We start from the raw sequence: 26,502 nt of genomic DNA on the forward strand, positions 1-26,502 counted from the left end.
ACTAGTATTATACAGTAGATTATCCTTTCTGTAATTATTAATAAAGTAAATTTCAAGAATTTATTAAATTAATAAAAAAGACTATATCTTACTCTTAAAATAAGATATAGCTCTTTCTTCAATCTTTATAATATTACTTTAATTTATTACCTAATTGTTAATTGAACAAAATATTATCTAGATATTTTCCCCACGCCATAGTCTACTAAATTTTCCACTTCTTCTATACTTACTAAATTTGCATCTCCATAAATTGTATGTTTTAATACAGAAGCTGAAACTGCAAATTCACAGATATATTCTGGAGTCTTTTTGTTTAATATACCATAAATTACTCCAGCTGTTAATGCATCTCCTCCACCTACTCTGTCAACTATATCATCAATTGTTTGAATACTTGATGAAAATAAAGTTTTATTAGTATAATAATTGCATTGTAATGTATTTACCGATGATGATTTTATATCTCTAAAGGATGAAAAAATATGCTTTATATTAGGATATTTTTTAGAAATCTCATCATAATAATACTTTAGCTTTTCATATTTATCTTCTAAATTACATTCCATATTTAAAATATTTTCTGCATCTAAGATCCCACCAGAAAAAATATTAACATATGGTAATACTTTTTCAGTAACTTGACTTGCTTCCTCTAGACTCCACATTTTTGCCCTATAATTTGAATCATAACTAACTAAAATATTATTTTCTCTACAGTATTCTAATATCTTAAAAGTTAATTTTCTTGTTTTTTCAGCAATAGCTAGGGTTATTCCTGAAAAGTGGAATATATCAACATCTTTTAATGCTTCTTCAATTGAAAAATCATCTTCTGAAATATAGCTGAAGGCCGAATCAAGTCTATCATATATAACTTTTGAACTTCGGTTACCACTACCTGCTTCTAAAAAATATATAGGTGTTCTCTTATTTTCCCTACTTATAAATCTTGTATCCACATTTTTTGATTTTAAGTATATAAGCATTGCTTCTCCTAAGCTATCACTTGAAATTTTTGTAATTAACCTCGTATCTACCTTAAAATTTGCTAACGAAATTAATACATTAGCTTCTCCACCACCGTAGTTTACATTAAATTCATTTGAATTTGATATTAATACTCCTTTTTTAGTAGCTAATCTTAGTAATATCTCTCCTGATCCAGCAACTTTCATATTAAATACCTCTTGCTTTATTAAATTTTTCTATATATTGTTTACAAATCAATTCTATTTCATCAAATTTTCCTGCTTCACCAAGCTTATTTAATTCTCCACCAATCCCTACTATTGCAGCTCCGGCTTTTACCCATTTATCTATATTTTCTAAATTCACTCCACCTGTTACCATTATGTTTGCATATGGAAGTGGTGCCTTTACTGAACTTATATATCCTTGTCCAAAAGCATTTCCTGGGAATAATTTAATAACATCTACTCCACTTTCATAAGCTGTTACTATTTCATTTATTGTCATTACTCCTGGTATATAAGGAATATTGTATCTATTACAAAGCGTTGCAGTATCTTTATTAAAGGATGGAGAAACTATATATTGTGCTCCCGCTAATATTGCCATTCTTGCAGTTTCTGCATCTAAGACTGTTCCAGCTCCAATTACAACATCGGCATCTTTAGAATACTTTTCTGAAAGTTCCCTTATTATTTCATTAGCAAATTTATTTGTATAGGTTACTTCTATTGCTTTTACACTTCCATTAATACAACTTTCTGATATTTTAACTCCAATTTCTTTTGTGGTACCTCTAACTACAGCCACTACTCCACAACTTTTTAAAGCTTCTAAAACTCTTAATCTAAACATACTACATTCTCCTATAAATTTTATATACTATTTTCACAAATAACTTTTATGTTTTTACATTAATACTTAATAATTGTAAGCTTAAGGAAATTAATTATTCCATATATCCACCTTTCATTGGTGAAACAGCTTTCTCTGAAAATATCTTTAGTATTCCTGATTTATATTTATTTTGCCTTGGTTTCCATTCTTTTCTACGCTCAATTAGTATTTTATCTATTTCTTCTAAATCTAACTTTTTACCATTAATACCTATAATTTGTATAATTCTTTGTTCTATATCAATTTCAATCAAATCATTTTCTTCAACTAAAGCTATTGGACCGCCTACTGCTGCTTCTGGTGAAACATGTCCTATAGCTGGCCCTCTTGAAGCTCCTGAGAATCTTCCATCTGTTATAAGAGCAATACTTGAAGATAATTCTTTATCTGATGAAATTGCCTCTGTTGTATAGAACATTTCTGGCATCCCGCTTCCCTTTGGTCCTTCATATCTTATAAATACAGCATCACCTGGTTTAATTTTTTTAGATAATACTGCCTCAATTGCTTCTTCTTCACTATCAAATGGCCTTGCTTTTAAAATTGCTTTATGCATTTCCTTTGGTACAGCTGAATGTTTAACAACAGCTCCTTCTGGTGCTATATTACCTTTTAATATAGCAATAGCTCCATTTTTGCCTATTGGATTTTTATATGGTTTAATAATGTCTTCTTTACTTAAACCAGTTCCTTTTAAATATTCATTACATTTTTCATAGAATCCATTTTTCTTTAAATCTTCTAAGTTCTCACCTAAAGTTTTTCCTGTAACTGTCATTACATCTAAATGTAATAAGTCTTTAACTTCTTCCATAACCGCTGGAACTCCACCTGCATAATAGAAGTACTCTGCTGGCCACTTACCTGTTGGACGAATATTTAATAAATATGGTGCATATCTATGTATCCTATCAAAGCTTTCTGCATCTATATCTATTCCAAATTCATGAGCTATAGCTGGAATATGAAGTAATGAATTAGTTGATCCCGAAATAGCTGCATGTATTATTATTGCATTTTCAAAAGATTTAAGTGTAACTATATCTCTTGCCTTCAAATTTCTCTTGGCTAATTCAATAATTTGCTTTCCTGCTTCTATTGCTACGTTTTCTAAATCTTCGCATGTTGCCGGCATAACTGCACTTCCAGGTAGCATTAACCCTAATGCTTCTGCCATTATTTGCATTGTTGCAGCAGTTCCCATAAAAGAACATGATCCAGCTGATGGACACGCGTTATTTTTATAATAAGTTAATTCATCTTCAGTAATTTCTCCACGCCTTTGCATAGCACTATAAGTTCCTATTTGCTCTAATGTTAAAAGATTAGGACCTGCTTTCATTACCCCGCCAGTAACGACAATTGATGGTATATTTATTCTTCCTATTGCCATTAAATGTGCTGGTACACCCTTATCACAACTAGTTATAAATACCCCTCCATCAAAAGGTGTTGCATTAGCATGAATCTCTATAAGTGATGCTATCGTATCTCTGGATGCTAATGAATAATTTATTCCATCATGACCTTGTGCCATTCCATCACATATATCTGTTGCAAAAAATCTTGATGCCCTTCCCCCCTTATCTGCCACTCCCATAGCTGCATTATTAGCAAATTTAAGCAAATGCACACTTCCTGGATGACTATCTCCAAATGTACTTTCAATTATTATTTGTGGTTTAGATAATTCCTCTGACGTATATCCCATTCCTCTACGAAGCGGATCCATTTCTGGCGCAATCTTTCTAATATCTTGACTAATCATAATATCCTCCCTATTTTATGTTCTATTATTTAAACATAGCTCGGATAATGGAATATCCATCATCCGAGCCTATAAAATTCACTTTATACTCTATTATTTAAGTTCTGGCCAATAGCCTTTATTTGCTTCAATTAAATCATCTAAGATTTCTTTTGCTACTTTTGCGCTTGGTATAGTCTTAGATAAAGTAAGGGCCTGCCATAACTTCTGATAACTTCCTTCTATCCAGCCTTCAACAACTAATTTTTCTACTGCAACTTGTTGTTCCATTAATCCCTTTTGGAATCTTGGAATAGTTCCTTGAACTAAAGCTTCTGGACCATTACTTCCAACTATACATGGAACTTCAACCATAGCTGTTGGATCAAAGTTTTCTATTGCTCCTTTATTTTCAACTATTAATAACATTCTTTCGTGTGTGTTATATGCAATTGCTCTTGCCAAATCAACTATAAATGAAGCATGGGCATCTATATGGAATTCTCCACCCTTTGCAGTTCCAGCTTTTGTTATTTCTCTTGCTGCCTCAAATACATTCTTTTCTCTTCCATTCATTACTTCATTAGCTCTTGTAAATTCTTTATTAGAATGTTCTACAACATAATCTGGATATAAATAATATTTTAAATAAGTATTTGGTAAGAAGTTTGGATCTAATGCTATTAAATCTTTTGCTTTCTTATGAGTTTCTTGCCAGCTTGGTTCTGTATGTTGAGTATCTACTTCAACTTGATTTAAATATCCATTTTCTGAAACATAATCTCTTAATTTAGGCATTAAATCGTTTCCTTCTTTATCTCTAACACTAGTCCACCATCCAAAGTGATTTAGCCCAAAATAACTGACTTCTAAATCTGCTGGAGTTAATCCAACTATTTGAGACATACGTCGTAATGTTCCGACTGGCATATCACAAATATTTAATACCTTTGATTTTGGTTTTAATACACGGCAAGCTTCTGCAACTATTGCTGCTGGGTTAGAATAATTTAGCATCCAACAATCTGGAGAGTATTTTTCCATAAGATCTATTAATTCCATCATTCCACCTATAGAGCGCATTCCATAAGCTATTCCTCCTGGCCCACATGTTTCTTGACCTACAACCCCATATTTTAGAGGAATTTTTTCATCTTTTTCACGCATTTCATATTTTCCAACACGAATATGTGCCATACAAAAATCTACATCTGTAAATGCTTCTTCTGGATCTGTTGTATATGAAAATTCTATATCAGGTGCATTTTCCTTTAATAATATTTCTAATGCTTCACCTATTACTTCTTGACGTTCTTTATCATTATCATATAATTTTAATTTACGTAATGGAAAACGATCTACATTATCTAGAAGCATCATTACAATACCTGGTGTAAATGTACTTCCTCCTCCTGCTATCACTACAGAAAACTTTTTATTCTTATCCATAAAATTAGCCACCTTTCCTATTACAGTTTATAAAATTCAATTATTATATTTATTTAAATTTTATTTTGTTTTTGTTACTTACAAGCACATTATAGACCAGTAAATACTTATGGTAAACAGTTTCTATACTCAAAGAAACATGTTACCTTAGGTTGTAACATGTTCTCAAAATATTTGAATATTCTTAACTCTCTACTCTATATTTACATGATTATTTAACACTTCAATATTTGATAAATTATCTCTTTTACTTAATAAAAGACATATCCAATCTAAAACTATATGAGTAGCTTGATCAAATAATGAGCTTAATAACTGAATAGACCCTTGGTCTCCATCCGATTTAACCTTTCCTGGTACCTCTAAAATAACGTCTGCAATTTCAGCTAAAGGAGATTTCCTTTTACTTGTAACCACAATCACCTTAAGGCCTAACTCTTTTGCTGCTCTTGCATTACTCAATGTGTTTTTTGTAGTTCCAGATCCAGATATAGCAATATATATATTATCTTCTTTTAAGACAGGAGTAATGGTTTCCCCTAAAACATACGACTTATATCCTATATGCATTAATCTCATTGCAAAACCTTTCGCCTGAAAACCACTTCTTCCTTCTCCATCTACAAATATAGAGTTATCCCTTTTTAAAGTATTTATTATTTTATATATTTCGTCTTCATTAACTTTTAAAACAACATCATTAACTTCTTTTAATATTTCTTTTATTATACTCATATAAATTCTCCCTTAAACTTCTTTATTTCATCCCTTGGATTTTCTTTTGATGTAATTGCTGATCCTACAACTACTATATCAATATTATAATTTTTAAATACCTCAATACTTTCTAATTTAACTCCACCTGATACTGCAATATGTTTAATATGTGGAAATTCCTTATTGAATTTTTCTAACTCATTTATAAAACTTCCCTTATTTTTCTTATCAGTAGATGTATGTATGCAATAAATGGCATCTTTGAAATTAGATATTTCTCTTATTTTATCTTCGGAACACTCCAACAAATCAATCATAATACCTTTGTTATATTTTTTAGAAACCTCATAGCACTTTTCTATAGTTTCTAATGATGAGTTTCCCATTACTGTTAAAATATCAAATCCACACTTATAGCCCATTTCAAATTCATAAGCACCTTCATCAATTGTCTTTATATCACCTAAAATTAAAGATTTATTTTTATTTAAATTTATTTTACTTAAAATTAAAAGTCCATAATCTTTTATTAAAGAAGTTCCTATTTCAATAATATCTGCCAATCCATCAAATTCATTTACTAACTTTAAAGCTTCTTCAATAGTCACTCTATCAATTGCTACTTGTAATCTCATTTTTTCTTTCCTTCTTACAAAATAAATATATTCAATTTATATATATTCAAATAGGAGTGACTAATTCAGCCACTCCTTATATTATATTTTAGTTTGATTCTATTCCAAGATATTCATCTACGCTTTTTCTTACACCTGTAACTCTCAATCCATAGATAACTTGAACATTCTCACCTTTAATTACAACACCATTTGCTGCTGTTTCGTTTTTTAATAAAGCTTCATTTACTAATGAAGAATCTTTTACTATTAATCTTAATCTAGTGAAGCAATTATCTACTTTTACTATATTATCTACACCACCAAGTCCTTCAACTATAACTGGTGCTAAATTTGCTTCTCCTGATGCTTTAGTATCTACTGACTCTTTGTTTGATGTAGCCTTTGCCTTATAATCACTCTTTGTATAAAGCTTAGTTTCGCCTTCTTCTTCTCTTCCTGGAGTTTTAAGTTTAAACTTAGTTATTACAAATCTAAATATTAAATAATATACTATGAATTGACCTATACCAACTAATATATACATTGGCCAACCTGTTTTTTCTATTCCAAGTGGAAGGTTATATAATAAGAAATCTATTAATCCATTTGGACCTATTGCTGTAACTCCTAAAAGATTTAATATTACCATTCCAAGTCCACTTAATACAGCATGAATTCCAAACAATACTGGTGCTACGAACATGAATGAAAATTCAATTGGTTCCGTAACTCCTGCTAAAATAGATGTAACTGCTGCTGGAATTAAAATTGCTTTGATCTTAGTTTTGTTTTGTGGTAATGCTGTATGATACATTGCTAAACATGCACCTATTAAACCAAACATCTTTGAAAGTCCTCTAGCATCCCAAATTACTGATGCTGAAAGTTTAGCTATTGTTGGATCAGCCATTTCTGCAAAGTATATGTTTCTAGCTCCTTCAAAAACTTGACCACCAACTTCAGCAACTCCTCCTAATGAACTATATAAGAATGGAGTATAAACTAAGTGATGTAAACCTGTTGGAATTAATAATCTTTCTAATGTACCATATGTGAATATACCAAAGTTTCCTGAATTTTTTATAAATTCTCCAAGGTTATTTATTCCACCTTGTACTACTGGCCATATATAACTACATACTATTGCTAAAAGAACAGTTACTGGTATTAATATAATAAATACTAGTCTTGAGCCTCCATATATTTGAAATGCTCCATCAAATTCTTTTTCGCTAAATTTATTATGAAAATATGCTACAACTATACCTAATATAATTCCTAAGAAAACTCCCATATCAAGTATTTGTACACCTAATACAGTTGTTTGACCGCTTCCTCTTAATGCATCAGCTGGTGCTAGTTTTCCGTTTAAATTTAAAAATATATTCATTGCATTTATAAATACTAAAAATACTAATAATGATGTGAAACCTGCTTCTGCTTTTTTCTTTTTAGCAAGTCCTACTGCCAAGCCTACACAAAATATAATACCTAAATTTGTTAATACAGAAACTAATGAGCCTGACAACATTTTTCCTAATCCAAATACAAGATTATTCTTTAGAAATGGTAAGTACTCCGCTAATTTAGCATTAGTTAGAATATTACCTATTGCAATTATTATACCTGCTATTGGTAATATTAAAACAGGTACAAACATTCCTTTAGAAAAGTTTTGTAGTTGATTCATTATCTTTTCTTTCATTTTCTTTACCTCCATATATTTTTTCTAGAAACCATTTACATTTTTCATTATAATAAGTGTTCTATTATCTGTATATAGATTTTGTCCTCAAAAAAACGTGTTACCCAATTAGATAACACGTTACTTAGAATTGCTATTTTTTCTCTTATAGTATTCGTATATCAATAGTTCTACTAATACCAATACCTTTGGAAAGAATGTATTAGGCATTAGATTTCTGTCGTCTAACTTATTGGCATCATCTATCTTTAAACTTACATCAGCAAGTTTGCTTATACTATTTTCAATTTCATTTGTAAAAGATATAACTTTTATACCATGTTCTTTTCCTGTTTTTACCTTATTCAAAACCATAGGTGTTTCTCCTGATTTTGATATGACTATAATTGCACTTATAAAATCTAAATTATTTTCAAAAACACCTATTGAATCTGTTCCATTTGATAATATACATCTTTTGCCCATTACTAATAGTTTCTTATTTATATAGTCTGCTACAATTCCTGAAAATCCATTTGCATAAATAAATATGAATTTGTTACTATCATCAAATAATATATCTACAAATTCATTAATTGCTTCTTTACTATTTCCTTCAAGTAAACTCTCCATATTTAAACTATCTAAAAAACCTCTTTCATTTAAGGTATCTTCAAATTCATTTTTTGTTAATGCAGCTAAATTATATTGCATTTCTAAGAATCCAGAATAGCCAAGCTTTTTAGAAAGTCTCATGATAGTTGATGTTGACGTAAAATTATTTTTAGCAATACCTCTGACGCCTAATTTATTAACTTGATCTATATTGTCTAATATATAATTTAAAACTTTTATTTCAATTTCAGTAAGTCCCTTATTTTCAATAAGTTTAGATAAATCCATTCTTTCCTCCATCTCAATTTATATTCCTATAATATTGAATCTTTAATACTATACTCTTATTAAGTTTTATATTTTTATATTATTTTCTAATTTTTCTATAGCTTCATTCATTCTCTTTATTTTAGTTTCCTCTTTTTTAGCTGAAGTTATCATTTGAAAATATTTTCTTTTTTGAGAATAAGATAAAGCTTCATAAAATTTATATGCTTTTTTATTCGCTTCAAGTTTTTCTTTAAATTCCTCAGGCAACTCTATAATTCTTTCTTCTTTATCTTCTTCTAATTCCACACTTATAATATCTCCATAAGTTTTATTAATCTTATTTCTTATCTCTTTTGTTATACCAATTATGTAACATGGTAATCCCATTTTTACTACTGATCCTATATATTCTACGTTATTGAATTTAGCTTTAACCTTAATTCTTTTGGCTCCAAATTCCTTTTCAATATCTATTGGAACTTCTATATATGATGCATCTTTATTTTCTATTTTCTTTATTTCAGCTTTGAATGTGTACACTTTCATCTTTTTCCTCCAATATCAAGTTTTATATTTAAATATTCTTATAATTATTAATTATATTTTATTAATTCCTAAAAGTATTTTAATTTTAACATAATATTAGAGAATATATTAAATTTATAATAAAAAAAACTAATATATTATCAATTTATATATTAAAAGTATAATCAATTAATTATATAAATTAAATAATATATTAGATTTTGCTTAAAGCATCACGTTTTTTAACTTAAACATTACTTTCCATATATTTAATTAGTTTTTCTCTTGTTGGCAGTCCTTCATTATCACTTTCAAATGTAACTTGTATTGCCCCTATAGCATTAGCTCTTATTACAGATTCTTTAAGATTTAAACTTTCTAGCTTTCCGCTTATTATTCCTACCGCAAAACCATCTCCAGCCCCAACCGTATCAATTACTTTATCAACTTTAAATCCCCTTTGGAAATAACTTTCATTGTTATTTCTTACATAAGCCCCTTTACCCCCACACTTTACAACTATTTCATTAACTCCTAATTCATTATAAAAATCAGCTATTTTCTCTGGACTACTACTTCCCGTTAATATTAGTCCTTCTTCAATTCCAGGTAAAATTAAATCACATTTTCTAGCTAAACCATTTATAACTTCAATCATAACTTCTTTACTTTCCCATAATACTGGACGTAAATTTGGATCAAAAGTAATAAATATTCCTTTTTCCTTTGCCCTATCCATTAATCTATAAGTTGCTTCTCTACAGCCTTGTGATAATGCTGGTGGAATTCCAGTAATATGAAGTAATCTCACACCTTCTAAATCTATAGCTTCAATATCTTCTGCTTTCATTTTTGAAAAAGCAGAGTCTTTTCTATAATAAGCTGTTTCAGGATCACCAACTAAGACTTTACTTTTTAACATAATTCCTGTTTTATTTAATTTATCAAAAGTAACAAACTCTGTACTAATTCTTTCTTCCTCTAAATACCTTTTTATATACTTTCCAAGAGGATCTTCTCCTAATCTTGTTATATACGAAACTTTATGCTGTAATCTTGTAAGACCTATGCACACATTTACCTCTGCCCCTGCTAATGATCTTTTAAAATTCTTTACTTCGTCTATATTTCCTTCATCTTTTGCTATAAATAAAGCCATAGGCTCTCCAAATAATATAACGTCACTCACTTATTAATCCTCCTTGTATAATCTAGTTGTAACTGGTAAAAAACTATTTTTCTTTATATATCCATATCCTCTGCTTTAACAGCCTTGATTAGTTTTTCACAGCGTTCCTTTAGTAAGTTAAGGTTAGATGAATTTATTCCTTTTGTTAAATAACCTCCAAATCCTGCTGCATAAGCCCCATTATCAAACCAATCATTAATATTTTTATCATCAACTCCACCGGTTGGCATAATATCTATAAAAGGCATTGGTGCTTTTATCCCTTTAATCATATTCATAGATATACAATCTCCAGGAAATAGCTTGACCACATCGCTTCCTGCTAAATAAGAGTTATATATTTCTGTTGGTGTTGCAGCTCCCATCGAACAAAAAACATCTTTTTCTTTACAGAACTGACCTACTTCTTCTACTATACATGGTGATACAATAAAATCTGCTCCATTTGATATTGCTAAGGCTGCCTGTTCTCTAGATAAAACAGTTCCAGCTCCAATAAGAGCATTAGGTAAATTCTTCTTTAAATTTTTGATTAATTTTTCTGCTCTAGGCAAACTAAATGTAATTTCTAAAGTTGTTATTCCTGATTCTACAAGAGTTTTACATATAAGTTCTGCTTCCTCTAAATTATTTCCTCTAATCACTGCTATTAACTTTTTCTTCATTATCATTTTTACTTCTTGTTTATTCATATAAGCTCTCCTATCATGAAATTTATTTATTATAAAAATTGGGTTGAATTTAAATGATTATTCCATCCTTCAAATCCAACCCACCTTAATGTATTATTATTTTTCTTAAATCCTATAATAACTTTATTCTTCTATTTTTTTCATCAAATACAGTTAATTTTCCATATATGCTATGGTTGTTTTCACTTATATAAAGCTTATCGCCTTTAAAAGTATCATAAGCACAATAATAAACAGAAAATTTCTTATTTGTATCGTTAATTTTAATTTCAAAGCCTATTATTTTATCTTTATTTGCTGATGAATTGCTCCCATTTTGATGAACATTTACTTTCCTAACACTTAATAAATCATACTCATAAAATGCTTCTACTTTATTGCCTCTGTCTGTAAAAAATTCTTCTGATATCAATTTATCATTATTACATAATTGATTATATTTATTAGAAAATATACTCTTACTGTGTTTAAATTTCTCACCATATAAAACATCCGCTGCAAAATTTCTTTTATTTGTCTTCATTATATATTTTTCACCATTAATGCATTTTGCTGTTGGCTCAATATTATAAATTGAACGCCATTTATGTTTGCCTGGATATTCAATATTGGTAAATATAATAACAATATTCATTTCTGACTGTATAAAAACAGTTCTTTTAATTATATATAGTTCTTCCCCTTGGATATCTTTTTTATTTTTTAGCTTATTTATTGATTTTCCAACCCAAGAACTTTCTAATACTATATAATTACCATCTTGAACATAATTATTAGATATAGGATCTTGTATTTCGTCATAAGACCAAGCTCCATTAATAATAAATCCCTCTTTATTATCAACATCCACTGTGTTATGCATCCATTGCCTTTTTAAACTGCTTCTAATAACAGAATCCTGTTGATATGTAAATCTACCTGGATCTCCTATTAAATCTTCTTTATTCAAACTTATTGTTACACTTCCAAGTGATGCATGACCATGTCCACTACCATGACGTCCATTAAACATTGTTATCAAATGTTTTTTATCTTTATATGCTAAAAAACCACTATCTTTTTGCTTAAAACACCCATTAATATTTTCATTTTCTTCATAATTGAAATTAGACATTTTATCATATTTCTTACCAACAAATAAAATTCCTTTTTCATTATTATATACTTTTTCAGACGTTAACCCTAAACATCTATATATACTATATACGTAAGAAAAATCGACACCGTCACTATCATGTAGTGATAATAATTTATTATTATGTTTAACATAATATTGTGATGCATAAATTAACGGTTTTAGCTTCTCACGAATATTTACCTTCATTTCTTGCTTTGTATATTCTGCATGCATTATTACATAAGCAATACTCAAAACAACTTCATGATGATAAAGAGGGCTTTGTTCCCATTGAATTCCATCCTTATAAAATTGTATTTCAATTTGATCACTCAATAAATTCCACGCCCAATTTTTATGATCTTCATCTACTAGTTCAGGAAATAATATCGATACCGATAATATTCCCGTTACTAATAGTACCCCCCAGTTACTTAAGAGCTGCTTTGGTTTATACTCTTCATAAAGATAGTTTAAGTGTACTTTTAAAGACTCCTCAAAAAGTTTTAACTCTTCTGTTGATAAAACTAGATCACGACCTAAATATATAAGGCTTCTCATCCAATTTGATAATCTTATTCCAGTATCAATATTACGCCAAGAATCTTTGTTGTTTTCTGATGGAATTCCATTATGAGTTATAAAACTAAACAAATAATCTTTCCATTTCAATAAATATCTTCTATCTTTAGTAAGCCTATAGGCTACAGCTAAGTCAATCATAAATCCATGTCTGCTTAACATAAAAATCCATTCTGGATCTCCATTAAGAGATTTATTCCAATTAACTCCATCAAATATATATGGGATAGAGGTTGATTCCATATCCATAGGATCATTATAAATAATTATATTTTCACATAATAAATTACCTTGAAATCTTGCTCTTTTTATTTCCTTACTACAATTACTTTTAACTTTTTCTTCCCAAGTTCCTTTTAAAAATTCACTACTATACCTGTTCACTAAATCAAAAGTTATCATAATTTAATATCCTCATTTTCTTCTTCCTATAATACTAGATGGTAAAACTTCTATTATAACATCTTTAGCTATTTCTATAGAATAACTATCTTTATTCTTATGCAATATCACGCCCAAAACTCCTGAACTCAATACAATTTTTTCACCAATTTTAAGCCCTTCAAGAAAACTTGAATGTTCTTCACTATTCTTCTTTACTCTTTTATATTGAATAATTGACGATAGTATAAAAAATGCTAAAGATGTTATAATAATTATTATTATAAAAGTTATATTATTTTTACTCATTATCCCATCATCCTAGCACTTAATAGAGTAGTTGTTTCTTTACATTCATCAATAGACTTAAGTAATGTATCTTGCAGTTCATCATCTGAAACTTCACCAAAAAGACTTTTCATTACTATATCAACAATTAATGCCAGATTAACCCCGGAAATAACATATTGATTTTTATTACCAGATTCTAATACTAAACGAGCTGAGATTTGATGAGGAGCTCCTCCAGTTAAATCTGCTAGTACTATAGCATGATTGTTCTGATCTAAAATAGATTTTAATTGTTCTTCAAATTGCTCATGTGTTAATTCACCATTTAAATTTAGACCTATAATATTTTCATTTTCTCCTACTAGTAGAGATACTGCTGATAAAATTCCACTTGGAAAATTTCCATGTCCTACTATAATTATCTTTTGCATTTCAATACCTCCTAAACCAGGATACCAAAGTATGAAAGTACTATACCTAATGCAAATAATAAAGCTAGTAACTTATATGTTGACCATTTATATTTTTTTACTAATACAAATACTATTATAGTAATAACAGCAGGTAACATATTTGGAAGTATCTTATCTAAAATTCCTTGAAGAGAAACTACTTGTTCTTTTGTATCAGCTCCTGCTGCAAGGGTAGTAGCGTATTGAATACCTATCTTCGCCTTTACAAACGAAACTGCTAATGCAGAAATTACAGTAACACCAACAATATTTGCTGCATGAGATATTTGTCCAATTTTTTCACTTAAAGTAGCAATTACACTAGTTCCAAGTTTATATCCTAAATGTCCCATTAACAATTTAACAATAAACAATGTAACATTTATAGTTATAAAGAAAGCCATAGGTGCAAAGCTTAATCCATCCATTGCTAATCCAGCAAAAATTGTTGAAAATAATGGAGCTACACCAAATTGTGCAAGAGAATCACCAATACCTGCTAAAGGGCCCATCAAAGCCATTTTAATGCTACGAGCATCTTCTACATCTTCACCATGATCAAGCATTGCTAATTGTAAGCTTGTTATAAAAGGTACCATATGAGGGCTTGTGTTATAAAATTCAATATTTCCACCAGCTATTTCTTTTAGCTTATCTGGTTCATTTTTAAAAATTTTCTTTAACGCTGGTAATATTGCAAATAAATATCCTGTTCCTTGATATGAATTATAGTTAAATCCATTTTGTAGATAATAAGCTCTTAAAGAAGTATTTAAATAATCTTTTGATGTTAATACCGGTTTTCTAGATGCCATTTGAAAAATCCTCCTCTTCTACAGCAACATTTGAAGTGCTAGCTACTACAACTTGTGCTTTTTCTGTATTTAAGTTATACATAATTATTGCAAATACTGCTCCGACTAGTGCAGTAGCCATAGTTGGTAATCCTAAATATGAAACACATATATATCCTAATAACACATATGGAATGTATTCTTTCTTTAACATAACTGACATAATCATTGCAAATCCTATTGCAGGTACAAGTCCACCAGCAACTGAGAATCCTTTAACTAACCATTGTGGTAGAACATCAACAAATGCTTGTAAAGCAGGTAAACTTACTGCTGATGCTAGACCTACTATAAATCCAACAACTAAGAAGCCTATAAATGTAAGATTAGCAACCACATTGAATTTACCATACTTACCTTCTTTTATTAAATTTTTAGCATTACTTGTTGTTCCAGAGAAAGCAGTATATAAACTAGTAGTAAGCAATTGGAATAATACCGCAAACGGGAATGATAGTGATAAGGCTGATTCAGGAGTAACTCCTTGATTTTTTAAAGTTATAGCCATTATTGTTCCAACGATTCCAGGTCCTAATTGGTTTGGAGGAACTGTACCACCTGCACCAACACCAAATCCCATGAATGCTAATTCTGCTAATGCCCCGAATGTTAGAGCCGTTGGGATATCCCCTAAGATTAATCCAACAAAGAATGCCATAACAATTGAACGGTTAGTATAAATACCTAATAATTGTCCTGCATAACAAAATGCAGTTACTAGTCCAATTAAAAGTGCTTGAACTAATGTAATTTCCATAATGTAATCCTCCTCTATTCTATAATATCGCCTTATTTAAAGCTTCTATTGTTTGAACACCATCATTTGATACTGGTGATGTTTTAGTATCAAATTTAATATTATATTTATCTCTTAATTTACGTAAAGCTTCCTTATCTTCTTCACCTAAATAAATAAATTGAGAAACCTTTTCTTTACCTTCAGCTGCATGCACATTACCTACATTTAATTCTTCCATCATAGGAAATCCGCCTTCAGCTAATCTTAATGCGTCCTTACAATCTTTTACAACAACAAAAATAGTTTGGTTTGGTGCAGCTTTCCAAATAACCTCATTGGTTCTATCAATTGTCCAAAAACGCATATTAACTTCTTTTGGAATAACTGTTTTCATTAGCGTTTGTTGAATTGGATCTGTCGATACCTTATCATTTGCTACTATAACTAAATTAACGCCTAAACTTTTAACCCATAATGTACCTTGCCCATGAATTAAACGCTCATCTATACGTATTTTTTTTATATTTGGCTTATTTTCCATAACTATTCCTCCATTACATTAATAGAATTACCAGTACATATTCCAATTACTATAAAAGCGAATTAATGCCTCCATATAATAATAGTCACCCCATATATTTCCTTCATCAACGCCTTTGCCTGAATGCCATGAATAAACTCCATGGTTCAATAATGCGGTTGCTCCTTCAGTTAATTCTTTTGTATAATTGTTAATCAAACTTCTTAAAATTATGTGCTCTATATGTCTGTAGACATTTTTCATTTCATTACTTTCTGGCAAGAACTTATCCATTAAATTGAAGCCACAAACAGCAATCGCTGCTGAAGATGAATCTCTAGATTGTCCTGAATTATCATTAAAAATCAAATCCCAATAGCATACAAAGTCTTCTGGTAAACGATTTATAAAATAATTTGCTACTGCCTCAAAGTTTTCTAAACTTTCCTTTTGAGGGTTATAATAATAATTTAATGCTATTCCGTAAATTAACCACGCTTGTCCACGAGCCCAGCTAGAGTCATCTGAATAACCTTGCCTTGTTTTTCCCCCTATCGGATCTCCTGTTTCAGGATCAAAGTAAAAAGTGTGGTATGCAGATGCATTTTCTCTAATAGCATTTGAAATAGTAGTACCAAAATGTCTATCTGCAATTTCCTTATACTTACTATCTCCAGTTACGCTACTAGCCCAATACAATAATGGGATATTTAAAAGACAATCTACAATTAGTCTATAGTTATCACGAGCACCAAGCTCTCCCCATGCTTGTATAAATCCACCAACTTCTTGATAGCGACCAATTAATTTATCTGCTGCCATAACTGCAGCATCATATGCTAATTTATTTTCTGTTAATTTATATGAACTGACACAAGATGGGGTATATAAAAATCCTAAATCATGATGCTCAACTTCAATATTATTTATAATTCTATTATGGAAGGATTCTACATGCTTTTCAGCTATTCTTCTATATTTCTCATCTTTTGTGTACTCATATGCTAGCCACAATATACCAGTCCAAAAACCATTAGTCCACTCAGTATTATCCATCACTTCATAAGTATTATTCTTAGTTGCTGGAGTTGGAAATTCTTCTCCAAAAACTTCAATATTTCTATCGATTTTCCTAATACAATCATCTAAAGCATCTTTAATTTCTTTTTTGGTTAAAAATCCTCCATTTAAGTAACGCTCACTACCAACTAATGATTCTTTTTTAATTACTCGCATTTTTTTAACTCCTTAATGTCTTTTTCTATTCATCACTCGACATTATCTTCAGTTTGAATTTCAATTGAGTAAAATTTATAATGTATGTAGTTTCTAACAAATTCAAAAGGCTGCTTTTCTGGATAGTATGTTATTCCTTCTGATTTATAAACAGGTATATTTCTATCTATTTTTAAAATCTCACATACCTTATCCTCTACAATTGGAAACTCTATTTCTATTTTTTTCTTCATTGGCAATGTCATTAAATTTATTCCAAACATTTTCCTTAATTCATCTGAAAGCCTATTACTTTCTTTCAGCTCATTATATGGAAAGTTTTTTAAATACTTTTTAGGAATATAACTATTTTGTACATGCCAAGGTCTATCATTTACATAACCAACACGACAGAACTCTACTAAAATATCGTTTGATCTAACATTCAGTTTCTTTGCTATTTCTGGATTTTCTATTTCTTTTACATAAATTAATTTTTTACTTTCAACAATTTTATATTGCTCTTTAAACTCCTGAGTTATTGGACTACCTTCATCTATAAATGCACGTCTATGCTTAAAGTTTTTTCTTACAAATGTACCTTCACCTTGTTTTCGAATAAGGTATCCACTTAAAACTAAATCTTGAAGAGCTTTTACAACTGTTGTACTACTAACATTATAAATTTTTTTCAATTCTCCTTCTGAATATATCTTATCTCCGGGTTTGAATTTTTTATCTTCAATCATTTGAATAATGTCTTGTTTTATAATTTGATATTTAGAAACCATTTCTATTCCTCCTTAATAATATGACATGTTAATATGTTAAGTTTATTATATGTTATATCATTAAGGCCTTCAAGTTATAGTTTCCATTTAATAATTAATATCAAACTCTTAAATTATCTACTAAGTAGATTTTTAATTCATTTTAGTAATTATGAATCTTAGAATTTTATAATTAATTATATAAATTTAAAAGTCATTTTTTTGGTTTAGTACTTAACCTAATTACAACTTAACATGTTAACCTGTTAATGTAATAATATTATAGCTAGAAACCGTTGTCAAGATATTAAAAAAATTTTTGTTGAAATTTTTTTAAATATAAAAGCATTATCCCTATGGATAATGCTTTCAAATTTTTATAAATTCATTAAAATACTAAAAAATATATGTTAAAATATATCTATAAACTAGCCTTTTAGGAGATTTTATGAATACATTAACTAAAAATATTTTACTAAAAAAACTGGGTGGTCTAAATAATTCAAATTATCTATTGGAAATACAAAATTCAAAATATGTCTTAAGAATTCCAAGTAAAAATAATACTAATAATTTTTCAGATGAACATGATATTTTAAATATAGTTAATCCACTTAACATTTCTCCTGATATTCTTTACCACAATAAAGATACTGGAGTCTTATTAAGTGAATTTAAGAAGTCTATTAAAATCAATCTAGAATTTTATAATTCACCTATTTTCATTAATGACTTGATTTCTATATTAAAAAAACTACATGGCTTAAAATGTACTAATTACTTTAATCCTTTTAAGATAATTAATGAAAATATTAATTTTTTACTTAATTCAAATTTTAACTTTAATCATGACATAAATATATTAATGAAAAAGCTAAACTTATTAGAATATACTTTAACACAAAACATCCATTACGGATTATGTCATAATGATTTAAATATATCTAATATTTTATATAGTAAGGATTCTGTATATCTTATTGACTTTGAATTTTCTGGAATGGGAGATATTTTTTTTGACTTAGCTACTTTATCTTGGTTTTTAAATGATGAAATGAGAAATGAATTGATTAAAAATTATTTTGGAAACTACTCTTCATATCTAAAAGAAAAATTAGAAAACTACCTTTTTGTAGTTAAGTTTTGGAATGCAACATGGAGTTTTATAAAATCCATGAATAATAATTCTAACTATGACTATAAACTTGGGGGTAATATGATATTAGACGATTTAATAATATCCTTATAAAATCGTCTAACTATCTTTATCTATATATAATTATTTATTTTCTTTTCATACTTTTGATAATAACCTTATTTTCTTTAGAGACCTTTAATGACTCACAAATCTTTTGTAATGTTTTATTATATGTAAAATTATCTAAACTATTTTTCCTTAAATATTTTATTGTTAATTCATCATATTTCACATAGCAAACTGATATTGCCCAAGCAACAGCCATTTTAACATAATATCCCTCATGTTTAATCTTATCTAATTTACTTAAAACTAATTTAATATAATCTTCTTCTATGTAATAATTAAGTAACATAACGATTGCAAATCTTACTTCAAATTCATTTTTAGACAAAATATATTTTTGTATAAATTCCCACACTTTTTCTTTGTTATTATTAGTGAATTTTAATCCATTACAAAAACTATCGCAAACAGACCAGTTATTAATCTTTGCTACATATTTTCTTATAACTTCTAAAATTTCGTCTATATCCACATCCTTAATGTATCCAACTACCATACCTTGTAGCATAATCTCTTCAAAGTAATAATCTCTTGGACTATTTAAGTAGCTTCTCCAATCATCCTTTGCTATTTCTTTTGCCATCCTTCTTAAATTTGGCAGTCTAACTCCAAGAATATTTTTAACTCCTGGTAAAAGCTTCGAAGAAAACTCTCTATAATTCTCTTCAGATAAATTTACTAGCTCTTGCCTAATCTTTAAATTAATCTCTTCACTAAGATTAACCTCCAAACTATCCCCTCCTATGACATATATTAATTCTATAAATGATTTTTACCTTCTATCTCTAACAATTTTTCTTTCATTTTTAAACCTCCTGCATATCCAACTAATTTCCCACTTTTCCCTATAACTCTATGGCATGGTATTATTATTAATATTGGATTTTTATTATTAGCCATCCCTACAGCTCGAGCTGCCTTTGGATTTCCTATTTTTTCTGCTATTTCTTTATAAGTTACCTTTTGCCCATAAGGTATATTAATAAGTTCATTCCACACCTTACTTTGAAATTCTGTTCCTTCTAACTCTAATGGAATACTAAAATTCATTCTACTTCCAGATAAATACTCATTAAGTTGATTTAATGCCTCTTTGATTAGTTTAGTTTCTCTTATCTCTACATCATCTTCAAGTTTTAGCTTTTCTTTTGTATAAATATTTGTAATACCCCTTCCATTTTCAGCAATCCCAATTTCTCCAATTATAGTTTTATAGTAAAAAATACTTTTCATATAACTCCTTTCAAGTTTATTTCACAAATAAACTATTAATCATTTTATACGATAACTTCTAGGATTTATACCTTCAACTTTCTTAAAATTATCATAAAATGTTGATAAACTTTTAAAACCACATTCATAAGAAATTTCAATAATTGATTTATTAGTAGTTTTTAAAAGTTCTTTTGCTTTTTTTACCCTAAGTTTTGAGATATATACTCTAGGTGTTAAATTAAAAACTTTATTAAAAATTCTTAGTAAATGACTTTTTGCTATATGTAATTCTTCTATCTTAGAATTAATTAATTCTTCATCATAGTAATATTTATCATAAATATCCTTAATATTATTAGCAATATTAATACTAGGATTATATTCTATTAAATCAGGTCGGCACCTCTTACAAGGTCTAAATCCACCTTCAATTGCTCCTTGTGCTGTAGAGAAGAATATTACATTTTCCTTAACTGGATTCTTTGATTTACAAGATGGTCGGCAAAATATTTTCGTAGTTTTTACTCCATAAAAAAACTTTCCATCATATGTTGAATCATACTCTATAACAGCCTTCCATTTTTCCTCCTTTTTCATATATCTACCTCCAACAATAATTTAACATATTGTTTTAAAAACTTCTTACGGATTTTTATCTTCTAATTTTAACATAAAAAAAGTATTGATTAACAAAAATCAATACTTTAAGCAGAATTATTCAATATATTTTAAGTGTCTATACTCAATATTTAACTTTAACGATAATTACTATTTTATATTAGTTAAGTCAAATAAATCTATGCAGCTACTTTAATAAAAGATTTCATATTTATATGGTATTCAATCTCTTTTTCAAGTTCTTTAGCTTGTTTAAAACCTACCCCTTTAAAAAGATTCTGAGATCTTTTATTACTCTTTTTAATTTTGGCTACGACATACTCAGCTCTCATATCAAAAAAAGCTACTTTTAAAGCTTCTAGCACTGCATTATGTCCTATCCCTTTACCCCATAGATCTTTTTCACCTACTGCGATAACGACTTCTACGAATTCACTTTTAGGAACTAATCTTAAGAAGCCTATTGTTCCATATATATTTTTTATAGTAAAAAATCTACAATTATTATTAAAAAGATGAGTTAATATCGGCATGTTTACCCTATTTATAACGTTGATTAAATTTCTTTTTACATTAGTATCTTCATTTAAATAACTTATTATTTCCTCATCACTAAGCCAATTGCATATTTTCTCTGCATCAGATCTATACACTTCTTGACTAAGATTAATACTGTTTACTTCCACAAAGTACAACTCCTTAGCTCTATTATATAGTTTGCAAACTTTATGAATTAATAATTACTAGTAACAATCATATCTTACTATTATTATTAATATAAGTAAAAAGCAGTATTCTCTGTTGCTCAAGTTTAACTTGGCTTTCTTATTCTTTTCTCACTTTTCTATCACTTTGCCACAATGTTTATTTTTCCCATAAATAGTATTTAAATTCCATTTAAAGTTATTAAAAGTATTTTTTTGGTAATATCATTATGCTTTATAAAGTGTTTTGCATAAATTTTTTAAAAATATTTTTTTGTTCTTCATAATTTTTATATAATAATTCTGGATGCCATTGTACACCTAGAACAAATTTTTTATTATCCATATAAGCACTTTCTATTATTTCATCTTCACTTATTGCTGCTACTTTTAAATGTGTTGATAAATTCTTTATAGCTTGATGATGCATACTGTTTACTAATATTTCTTCTTTACCTGTAATATTAAATAATAATGAGTTTTCCTTTATTTTTACTTTATGACTTGGTACATAATAAGGTTTATCTTGTTTATGAACACTTTCAATATTATTATTTTTTTCTATTTTTATATCTTGATATAACGTTCCCCCTAAATATACATTTAAAAGTTGGAAGCCCCTACATATGGCAAGTAATGGTTTATCAAGGTTTAGGACTTCATCTATTAATATCTGCTCAGTAGTGTCTCTGCCATTATTTATATTTCCACAATACTCTGCTCTTTTTTCATTATATATAGCAGGATTTACATCTTGTCCTCCAGTTATTACAAATCCATCAAATTTACTAACTATTCTTCTAATGTCATTTTCATTATCTATAATTGGCAATATAACAGGAATTCCACCTAAATCTGTAATCACATTTAAATAAGAGGGTAACATCCAAATACTGTCTCTATCATCATCAAAAAGTGCTGTAACTCCAATAATAGGTTTAGTCATAGTATCCTCTCCTTTCTATCATACGTTACTTTATTGTTTATATTATATGTCTTTCAATTGATAAATGAAACACTGCCAATAAATTCCTTGCATTAGCTTCTTCACTAAATTCAGTTATCTTTACACTAAATTCCATAAGTATTCAATTCATCTAGATACTTTTTATATCTCAATTTTATTTGATAATGACATAATATTCTTTTTTCTATAATCATCAATGTAATCTAAATATTCTTTTAGCTTTTCATGCCATTCTTTTTCACTTTCAGTCCCATAATCGCTATCTAAATCCTTATTACTTGGTAAATATTTTATTAATAACGCTATTTCAATATCCTCTAATGAATTAAAAACTTTATAAAATTCATGTTCAAAAATACAATCTGCTCCTAATACATCTACTAAATCCCTTAAGCTATGGATATCTTCTTTAATTATTTTTATTTTATCTTCTACAGTATTACAAGTTCTAATTTCTTCAGTTACATATCTAAATAAATTATTTTTAATACTTTTTCTATCTTTATATTTTATAATATTTTCTTTTTCATTATTTGGAGTAATAAATATTTTATCTATTTTATCTATTTTATTTATATTAATTTCATGACTAATTTCTACAGAAATATTATTTAAATAATTTATTAATTCTTGATCATCTATAGAAAACTCACTACAAATTTTTTCTATAGCCATTAATATATTATCTTTAAGTTGAGGTTCTGATAAATCTTTAAGTTTATATTCAATATATATTTTATCAGAAGAGGTTATTAATAAGTTCTTAGCACTTCTATTTAATAAAATAGATCCTATAGAGTTTGTTAGTACAATTTTAAAAACATTTATTAATAAGTGATACGATTTTTTATCATATCCATTTAGTAATTCATCTATATCTTTGAAATTAAAATTAGAACAAAATAAATTTTCTAGATATAAATTTTTCAAATATCTCTCAATATATTCTACTCCAGCCAAATTTATTTCATAATTAGCTAACGGATAATCTATGGATCCTGGAACTTCATGGCTTTCATACCTTAAATTATATTCCTTAAAAAACAATGGAATTCCGTACTCAATAGTATCTATATAAGCATAATTTTTTATTAATAATTTAGTATTTATTATATATTCTAGCAAAGTAGTACATTCATTAAATTTAACTTTTAAAAGCTCTTGTCCTTTATTAAATATCTCTTTGATATTCTTCCTTTTAATTAAATCTATACTCTCAATAGCTTTAAAGTTATTTTTCAAGAATAAACTTATTGTGTAATATATAGATAAAAGCAAATTTTCTGCTACTTCTACTCTAACTGAAGTGCTTTCTCCCATTGTATAATAACCAACTGTTTCTTTTAAAATATCTATAATTTGAATTTGTATATTTTCAAATTGTTCTTTACTTAATAAATCATTTGAATAAGCATATTGTAATAAAGACTGAAAATAATATTCTTGACTTAATGATCCTTCTACTTTATCTGTATTCTTTATAATAAAATTCTTCACTATTTATCATCCTCTTCATCTTCATATTCATTCATACTTAAATAGTTTTTAACTCCATATTTTATATTATGGACAATATTATCTAGATATTTATACTTAAGAAGATCTAAGGAACCTTGGCACTCATTATCAAAATAATTTTTCATTAAATTTATTAAATCCTCATCACCTATTTCATCCATTGTTTCGTTTTTATAATAATAAAAAGTTTCTATTATATCATCTATAGTCTCAATATAGTTATATTGAGAAATATAAGGTGAATCACAAAAGGTTAATATAATCTTTTGAATTAGCTCTCCGTCTAATTCTATTCGGCCTGTTTTTATAAGTGATTCTTTTCTTGTCTGTAAAATTATATTTATATCTTCTGCTGAAAGCTTCAAACCATATTCTAAAGTTTTTTCATTACATTTTTGAACTTCTAAAAAAGTTTCTTTACTTACAAATAAATCTGAAATAGACACAATATTATTTTCCATAAATTAACCTCCAAAAATTTTATTTTTCCCTTGACTTATTTCTTTAAATGTGGTATGATTAAATTAATACACATTTTTATAATACCTAATTTTATCATTGTCTTTCAAAATAGTCAATGATATTTTTTATATACTTTTTTTAATTTCTATAGTTAACTTTTCTAATCTTATATCATTTATATGTATGTTTTTTACTTTTATATAAAGGAGGGTACAAATGTTAAGTAATACGATTTTAAACAGTCTTAATGAACAAGTTAATTTTGAATTTTATTCATCTTATACTTATTTAGCTATGGCATCTTATGCTGAATCTATAGATCTAAGTGGATTTGCAAATTTCTTTAGAATTCAAGCAAAAGAAGAATTAGATCATGCAATGAAAATTTATGATTACATATTTCAAAAAAATGGTGTTGTTAAATTAAAAGAAATTATTAAACCTCAATCAGATTTTAATAGTTTAATTGATTTATTTGAAAGAGGATATAAACATGAGCAATTAGTAACTAGCAAAATTTATGAATTAGCTGATATGGCTTTTGAAGAAAAGGAACACGCAACTATTAGTCTACTTAAATGGTTTATTGATGAGCAAGTCGAAGAAGAAAATAATTTTAATACTTTATTAAAAAAGCTAAGAAGAGCTGAAGATAATCCTGCTGCTATATATATGATTGATGAAGAGCTTTCTAAAAGAGTCTACACACAACCAACAACTACTATTTAATAAAATATCTATAAAAAAAATAGGAGCGCTCCTTTTAGGACGCTCCTATTTAAATATAAGAAAGTATAAAGGTTTTTGAAATTTAGGTAATTTCTTTATACCACGACTTTATCATTTCAATGTATAAAAACAGTTTCACTTTATACTTTCCTACCTTCACTTTTCAAGTGGCAATATTAAGTTTATATTGACTTGAAGTGAAAGCAGACCATGAATAAACTTACTCTCTTAGCCTACTTTATTTTATTTAATATTTCAATTCTTTTAGCTTCATATTCAATCTCGCTTATAATTCCATCATCTCTTAGCGATTTTAATTTTCTTAATTTCTCTTCAAAGTCTAATTCTTTTTCTTGATTTATATTATTTTCAAAATTTCTATCATGATATCCATCTGATTCTATATAAATTTCTTCACTTGGTATTCCTTTTTCACTAAATACATTTATACCATTAGTTATAGTTATTCCAACTGCCATGGATGTCCAAAAAAATCCGAATAGTCCAAATTGAGGTATTACTATAAATATACCTATTAAAACAAATATTATTCCACCTATAAACCCTGGAATAGAAGCTTGCCTACTAGGCTTAATTTTAATATTTTTTCTCATAACTTATACCTTACCCTTATATTATTCTATTACATTATAGCATTTTAAAAGGATTTTATCATAAGCTTTTGATATAAAATCTACTCTATCCATATATATTAAGTATTTATTAAATA

The 26,502-nt window shown here is 27.8% G+C and carries 29 protein-coding genes; 2 read left to right on the plus strand and 27 right to left on the minus strand.

What is annotated here, in order from left to right; translation table 11 throughout:
- Nucleotides 1-173: 173 nt before the first annotated feature.
- The 19 genes from AAT22_RS17685 to AAT22_RS17775 all read right to left on the minus strand — a co-directional run bounded on the left by AAT22_RS17685 (nt 174) and on the right by AAT22_RS17775 (nt 18,316).
- On the minus strand, nt 174-1,178 hold the full coding sequence (locus tag AAT22_RS17685; protein ID WP_047002221.1) for a sugar kinase: 1,005 nt from the start codon (nt 1,176-1,178) through the stop codon (nt 174-176).
- Nucleotide 1,179: 1 nt separating this feature from the next.
- Complete coding sequence (locus AAT22_RS17690) at nt 1,180-1,827, minus strand: bifunctional 2-keto-4-hydroxyglutarate aldolase/2-keto-3-deoxy-6-phosphogluconate aldolase (protein WP_016208374.1); 648 nt, start codon at nt 1,825-1,827, stop codon at nt 1,180-1,182.
- Nucleotides 1,828-1,921: 94 nt separating this feature from the next.
- A complete protein-coding gene (gene ilvD / locus AAT22_RS17695; RefSeq protein WP_047002222.1) occupies nt 1,922-3,637 on the minus strand; it encodes a dihydroxy-acid dehydratase in 1,716 nt (571 codons plus the stop codon).
- 93 nt (nt 3,638-3,730) lie between these two features.
- Complete coding sequence (locus AAT22_RS17700; RefSeq protein ID WP_047002223.1) at nt 3,731-5,065, minus strand: 6-phospho-alpha-glucosidase; 1,335 nt, start codon at nt 5,063-5,065, stop codon at nt 3,731-3,733.
- A gap of 192 nt (nt 5,066-5,257) precedes the next feature.
- On the minus strand, nt 5,258-5,800 hold the full coding sequence (gene hxlB, locus AAT22_RS17705) for a 6-phospho-3-hexuloisomerase (protein ID WP_016208377.1): 543 nt from the start codon (nt 5,798-5,800) through the stop codon (nt 5,258-5,260).
- Nucleotides 5,797-6,417, minus strand: a complete 621-nt coding sequence (locus AAT22_RS17710) for an orotidine 5'-phosphate decarboxylase / HUMPS family protein (protein ID WP_047002224.1) — start codon at nt 6,415-6,417, stop codon at nt 5,797-5,799. The genes hxlB and AAT22_RS17710 overlap by 4 nt, the downstream gene beginning before the upstream one ends.
- Nucleotides 6,418-6,505: 88 nt before the next feature.
- Nucleotides 6,506-8,104, minus strand: a complete 1,599-nt coding sequence (locus AAT22_RS17715; RefSeq protein ID WP_016208379.1) for a PTS transporter subunit EIIC — start codon at nt 8,102-8,104, stop codon at nt 6,506-6,508.
- 120 nt (nt 8,105-8,224) lie between these two features.
- Nucleotides 8,225-8,986: a MurR/RpiR family transcriptional regulator gene (locus tag AAT22_RS17720; RefSeq protein WP_016208380.1), complete on the minus strand. Its 762-nt coding sequence runs from the start codon at nt 8,984-8,986 to the stop codon at nt 8,225-8,227.
- 66 nt (nt 8,987-9,052) lie between these two features.
- A complete protein-coding gene (locus AAT22_RS17725) occupies nt 9,053-9,514 on the minus strand; it encodes a YdeI/OmpD-associated family protein (protein ID WP_016208381.1) in 462 nt (153 codons plus the stop codon).
- 226 nt (nt 9,515-9,740) lie between these two features.
- Entirely contained in the window at nt 9,741-10,682 is a 942-nt protein-coding gene (locus tag AAT22_RS17730) for a sugar kinase (protein ID WP_047002225.1), read from the minus strand.
- 53 nt (nt 10,683-10,735) lie between these two features.
- A complete protein-coding gene (locus AAT22_RS17735) occupies nt 10,736-11,374 on the minus strand; it encodes a bifunctional 4-hydroxy-2-oxoglutarate aldolase/2-dehydro-3-deoxy-phosphogluconate aldolase (protein WP_047002226.1) in 639 nt (212 codons plus the stop codon).
- Between the two features lie 112 nt (nt 11,375-11,486).
- Nucleotides 11,487-13,475, minus strand: a complete 1,989-nt coding sequence (locus AAT22_RS17740; RefSeq protein WP_047002227.1) for a heparinase II/III family protein — start codon at nt 13,473-13,475, stop codon at nt 11,487-11,489.
- A gap of 12 nt (nt 13,476-13,487) precedes the next feature.
- Nucleotides 13,488-13,763: a preprotein translocase subunit YajC gene (locus AAT22_RS17745; RefSeq protein ID WP_016208385.1), complete on the minus strand. Its 276-nt coding sequence runs from the start codon at nt 13,761-13,763 to the stop codon at nt 13,488-13,490.
- A complete protein-coding gene (locus AAT22_RS17750; RefSeq protein ID WP_047002228.1) occupies nt 13,763-14,176 on the minus strand; it encodes a PTS sugar transporter in 414 nt (137 codons plus the stop codon). The genes AAT22_RS17745 and AAT22_RS17750 overlap by 1 nt, the downstream gene beginning before the upstream one ends.
- A gap of 11 nt (nt 14,177-14,187) precedes the next feature.
- Entirely contained in the window at nt 14,188-15,012 is an 825-nt protein-coding gene (locus tag AAT22_RS17755; RefSeq protein ID WP_047002229.1) for a PTS system mannose/fructose/sorbose family transporter subunit IID, read from the minus strand.
- Nucleotides 15,002-15,808 (minus strand): PTS sugar transporter subunit IIC, encoded by an 807-nt coding sequence (locus AAT22_RS17760; protein ID WP_047002230.1) that lies wholly within the window; start codon nt 15,806-15,808, stop codon nt 15,002-15,004. The genes AAT22_RS17755 and AAT22_RS17760 overlap by 11 nt, the downstream gene beginning before the upstream one ends.
- 19 nt (nt 15,809-15,827) lie before the next feature.
- Nucleotides 15,828-16,331 carry a PTS sugar transporter subunit IIB gene (locus AAT22_RS17765; protein ID WP_047002231.1) on the minus strand — a complete coding sequence of 168 codons (504 nt, stop codon included), beginning with the start codon at nt 16,329-16,331 and terminating at the stop codon, nt 15,828-15,830.
- 27 nt (nt 16,332-16,358) lie between these two features.
- Complete coding sequence (locus AAT22_RS17770; protein WP_047002232.1) at nt 16,359-17,546, minus strand: glycoside hydrolase family 88 protein; 1,188 nt, start codon at nt 17,544-17,546, stop codon at nt 16,359-16,361.
- Nucleotides 17,547-17,578: 32 nt separating this feature from the next.
- A complete protein-coding gene (locus AAT22_RS17775; protein WP_016208389.1) occupies nt 17,579-18,316 on the minus strand; it encodes a GntR family transcriptional regulator in 738 nt (245 codons plus the stop codon).
- Nucleotides 18,317-18,743: 427 nt separating this feature from the next.
- Here AAT22_RS17775 and AAT22_RS17780 point away from each other — a divergent pair, with 427 nt between their 5' ends.
- Nucleotides 18,744-19,544 (plus strand): choline kinase family protein, encoded by an 801-nt coding sequence (locus AAT22_RS17780; RefSeq protein WP_047002233.1) that lies wholly within the window; start codon nt 18,744-18,746, stop codon nt 19,542-19,544.
- A 34-nt stretch (nt 19,545-19,578) separates the two neighbouring features.
- On the opposite strand, the gene AAT22_RS17785 is transcribed toward AAT22_RS17780, so the two are convergent.
- The 7 genes from AAT22_RS17785 to AAT22_RS17815 form a co-directional block, all read right to left on the minus strand.
- Nucleotides 19,579-20,265: a DNA alkylation repair protein gene (locus AAT22_RS17785; RefSeq protein ID WP_047002285.1), complete on the minus strand. Its 687-nt coding sequence runs from the start codon at nt 20,263-20,265 to the stop codon at nt 19,579-19,581.
- 53 nt (nt 20,266-20,318) lie between these two features.
- Nucleotides 20,319-20,792: a methylated-DNA--[protein]-cysteine S-methyltransferase gene (locus AAT22_RS17790; protein WP_016208926.1), complete on the minus strand. Its 474-nt coding sequence runs from the start codon at nt 20,790-20,792 to the stop codon at nt 20,319-20,321.
- A 39-nt stretch (nt 20,793-20,831) separates the two neighbouring features.
- Nucleotides 20,832-21,371 carry an Ada metal-binding domain-containing protein gene (locus AAT22_RS17795; protein WP_016208927.1) on the minus strand — a complete coding sequence of 180 codons (540 nt, stop codon included), beginning with the start codon at nt 21,369-21,371 and terminating at the stop codon, nt 20,832-20,834.
- Between the two features lie 200 nt (nt 21,372-21,571).
- Nucleotides 21,572-22,078: a GNAT family N-acetyltransferase gene (locus AAT22_RS17800; protein WP_016208928.1), complete on the minus strand. Its 507-nt coding sequence runs from the start codon at nt 22,076-22,078 to the stop codon at nt 21,572-21,574.
- A gap of 253 nt (nt 22,079-22,331) precedes the next feature.
- Nucleotides 22,332-23,042 (minus strand): gamma-glutamyl-gamma-aminobutyrate hydrolase family protein, encoded by a 711-nt coding sequence (locus AAT22_RS17805; protein WP_047002234.1) that lies wholly within the window; start codon nt 23,040-23,042, stop codon nt 22,332-22,334.
- Nucleotides 23,043-23,204: 162 nt separating this feature from the next.
- A complete protein-coding gene (locus tag AAT22_RS17810; protein WP_047002235.1) occupies nt 23,205-24,560 on the minus strand; it encodes a DUF6179 domain-containing protein in 1,356 nt (451 codons plus the stop codon).
- Nucleotides 24,560-25,042, minus strand: a complete 483-nt coding sequence (locus tag AAT22_RS17815) for a DUF6323 family protein (RefSeq protein ID WP_047002236.1) — start codon at nt 25,040-25,042, stop codon at nt 24,560-24,562. The genes AAT22_RS17810 and AAT22_RS17815 overlap by 1 nt, the downstream gene beginning before the upstream one ends.
- Nucleotides 25,043-25,259: 217 nt before the next feature.
- On the opposite strand from AAT22_RS17815, the gene AAT22_RS17820 reads away from it, so the two are divergent.
- Complete coding sequence (locus tag AAT22_RS17820) at nt 25,260-25,772, plus strand: ferritin (protein ID WP_016208932.1); 513 nt, start codon at nt 25,260-25,262, stop codon at nt 25,770-25,772.
- 233 nt (nt 25,773-26,005) lie between these two features.
- Here the strand turns inward: AAT22_RS17820 and AAT22_RS17825 are convergent, their stop codons facing one another.
- Nucleotides 26,006-26,386 (minus strand): SHOCT domain-containing protein, encoded by a 381-nt coding sequence (locus AAT22_RS17825; RefSeq protein ID WP_016208934.1) that lies wholly within the window; start codon nt 26,384-26,386, stop codon nt 26,006-26,008.
- Nucleotides 26,387-26,502 lie beyond the last annotated feature (116 nt).

Origin of the sequence: Clostridium sp. C8, assembly GCF_001010885.1 — a bacterium.
In the GTDB taxonomy this organism is placed as follows: domain Bacteria; phylum Bacillota; class Clostridia; order Clostridiales; family Clostridiaceae; genus Clostridium; species Clostridium sartagoforme.

Coding starts and splice junctions, on each gene's coding strand:
- AAT22_RS17685 (WP_047002221.1), bottom strand. CDS start 1,178: ATGAAAGTTGCTGGATCAGGAGAGATATTACTAAGATTAGCTACTAAA.
- AAT22_RS17690 (WP_016208374.1), bottom strand. CDS start 1,827: ATGTTTAGATTAAGAGTTTTAGAAGCTTTAAAAAGTTGTGGAGTAGTG.
- ilvD (WP_047002222.1), bottom strand. CDS start 3,637: ATGATTAGTCAAGATATTAGAAAGATTGCGCCAGAAATGGATCCGCTT.
- AAT22_RS17700 (WP_047002223.1), bottom strand. CDS start 5,065: ATGGATAAGAATAAAAAGTTTTCTGTAGTGATAGCAGGAGGAGGAAGT.
- hxlB (WP_016208377.1), bottom strand. CDS start 5,800: ATGAGTATAATAAAAGAAATATTAAAAGAAGTTAATGATGTTGTTTTA.
- AAT22_RS17710 (WP_047002224.1), bottom strand. CDS start 6,417: ATGAGATTACAAGTAGCAATTGATAGAGTGACTATTGAAGAAGCTTTA.
- AAT22_RS17715 (WP_016208379.1), bottom strand. CDS start 8,104: ATGAAAGAAAAGATAATGAATCAACTACAAAACTTTTCTAAAGGAATG.
- AAT22_RS17720 (WP_016208380.1), bottom strand. CDS start 8,986: ATGGATTTATCTAAACTTATTGAAAATAAGGGACTTACTGAAATTGAA.
- AAT22_RS17725 (WP_016208381.1), bottom strand. CDS start 9,514: ATGAAAGTGTACACATTCAAAGCTGAAATAAAGAAAATAGAAAATAAA.
- AAT22_RS17735 (WP_047002226.1), bottom strand. CDS start 11,374: ATGAATAAACAAGAAGTAAAAATGATAATGAAGAAAAAGTTAATAGCA.
- AAT22_RS17740 (WP_047002227.1), bottom strand. CDS start 13,475: ATGATAACTTTTGATTTAGTGAACAGGTATAGTAGTGAATTTTTAAAA.
- AAT22_RS17745 (WP_016208385.1), bottom strand. CDS start 13,763: ATGAGTAAAAATAATATAACTTTTATAATAATAATTATTATAACATCT.
- AAT22_RS17750 (WP_047002228.1), bottom strand. CDS start 14,176: ATGCAAAAGATAATTATAGTAGGACATGGAAATTTTCCAAGTGGAATT.
- AAT22_RS17755 (WP_047002229.1), bottom strand. CDS start 15,012: ATGGCATCTAGAAAACCGGTATTAACATCAAAAGATTATTTAAATACT.
- AAT22_RS17760 (WP_047002230.1), bottom strand. CDS start 15,808: ATGGAAATTACATTAGTTCAAGCACTTTTAATTGGACTAGTAACTGCA.
- AAT22_RS17765 (WP_047002231.1), bottom strand. CDS start 16,331: ATGGAAAATAAGCCAAATATAAAAAAAATACGTATAGATGAGCGTTTA.
- AAT22_RS17770 (WP_047002232.1), bottom strand. CDS start 17,546: ATGCGAGTAATTAAAAAAGAATCATTAGTTGGTAGTGAGCGTTACTTA.
- AAT22_RS17775 (WP_016208389.1), bottom strand. CDS start 18,316: ATGGTTTCTAAATATCAAATTATAAAACAAGACATTATTCAAATGATT.
- AAT22_RS17780 (WP_047002233.1), top strand. CDS start 18,744: ATGAATACATTAACTAAAAATATTTTACTAAAAAAACTGGGTGGTCTA.
- AAT22_RS17790 (WP_016208926.1), bottom strand. CDS start 20,792: ATGAAAAGTATTTTTTACTATAAAACTATAATTGGAGAAATTGGGATT.
- AAT22_RS17795 (WP_016208927.1), bottom strand. CDS start 21,371: ATGAAAAAGGAGGAAAAATGGAAGGCTGTTATAGAGTATGATTCAACA.
- AAT22_RS17805 (WP_047002234.1), bottom strand. CDS start 23,042: ATGACTAAACCTATTATTGGAGTTACAGCACTTTTTGATGATGATAGA.
- AAT22_RS17815 (WP_047002236.1), bottom strand. CDS start 25,042: ATGGAAAATAATATTGTGTCTATTTCAGATTTATTTGTAAGTAAAGAA.
- AAT22_RS17820 (WP_016208932.1), top strand. CDS start 25,260: ATGTTAAGTAATACGATTTTAAACAGTCTTAATGAACAAGTTAATTTT.
- AAT22_RS17825 (WP_016208934.1), bottom strand. CDS start 26,386: ATGAGAAAAAATATTAAAATTAAGCCTAGTAGGCAAGCTTCTATTCCA.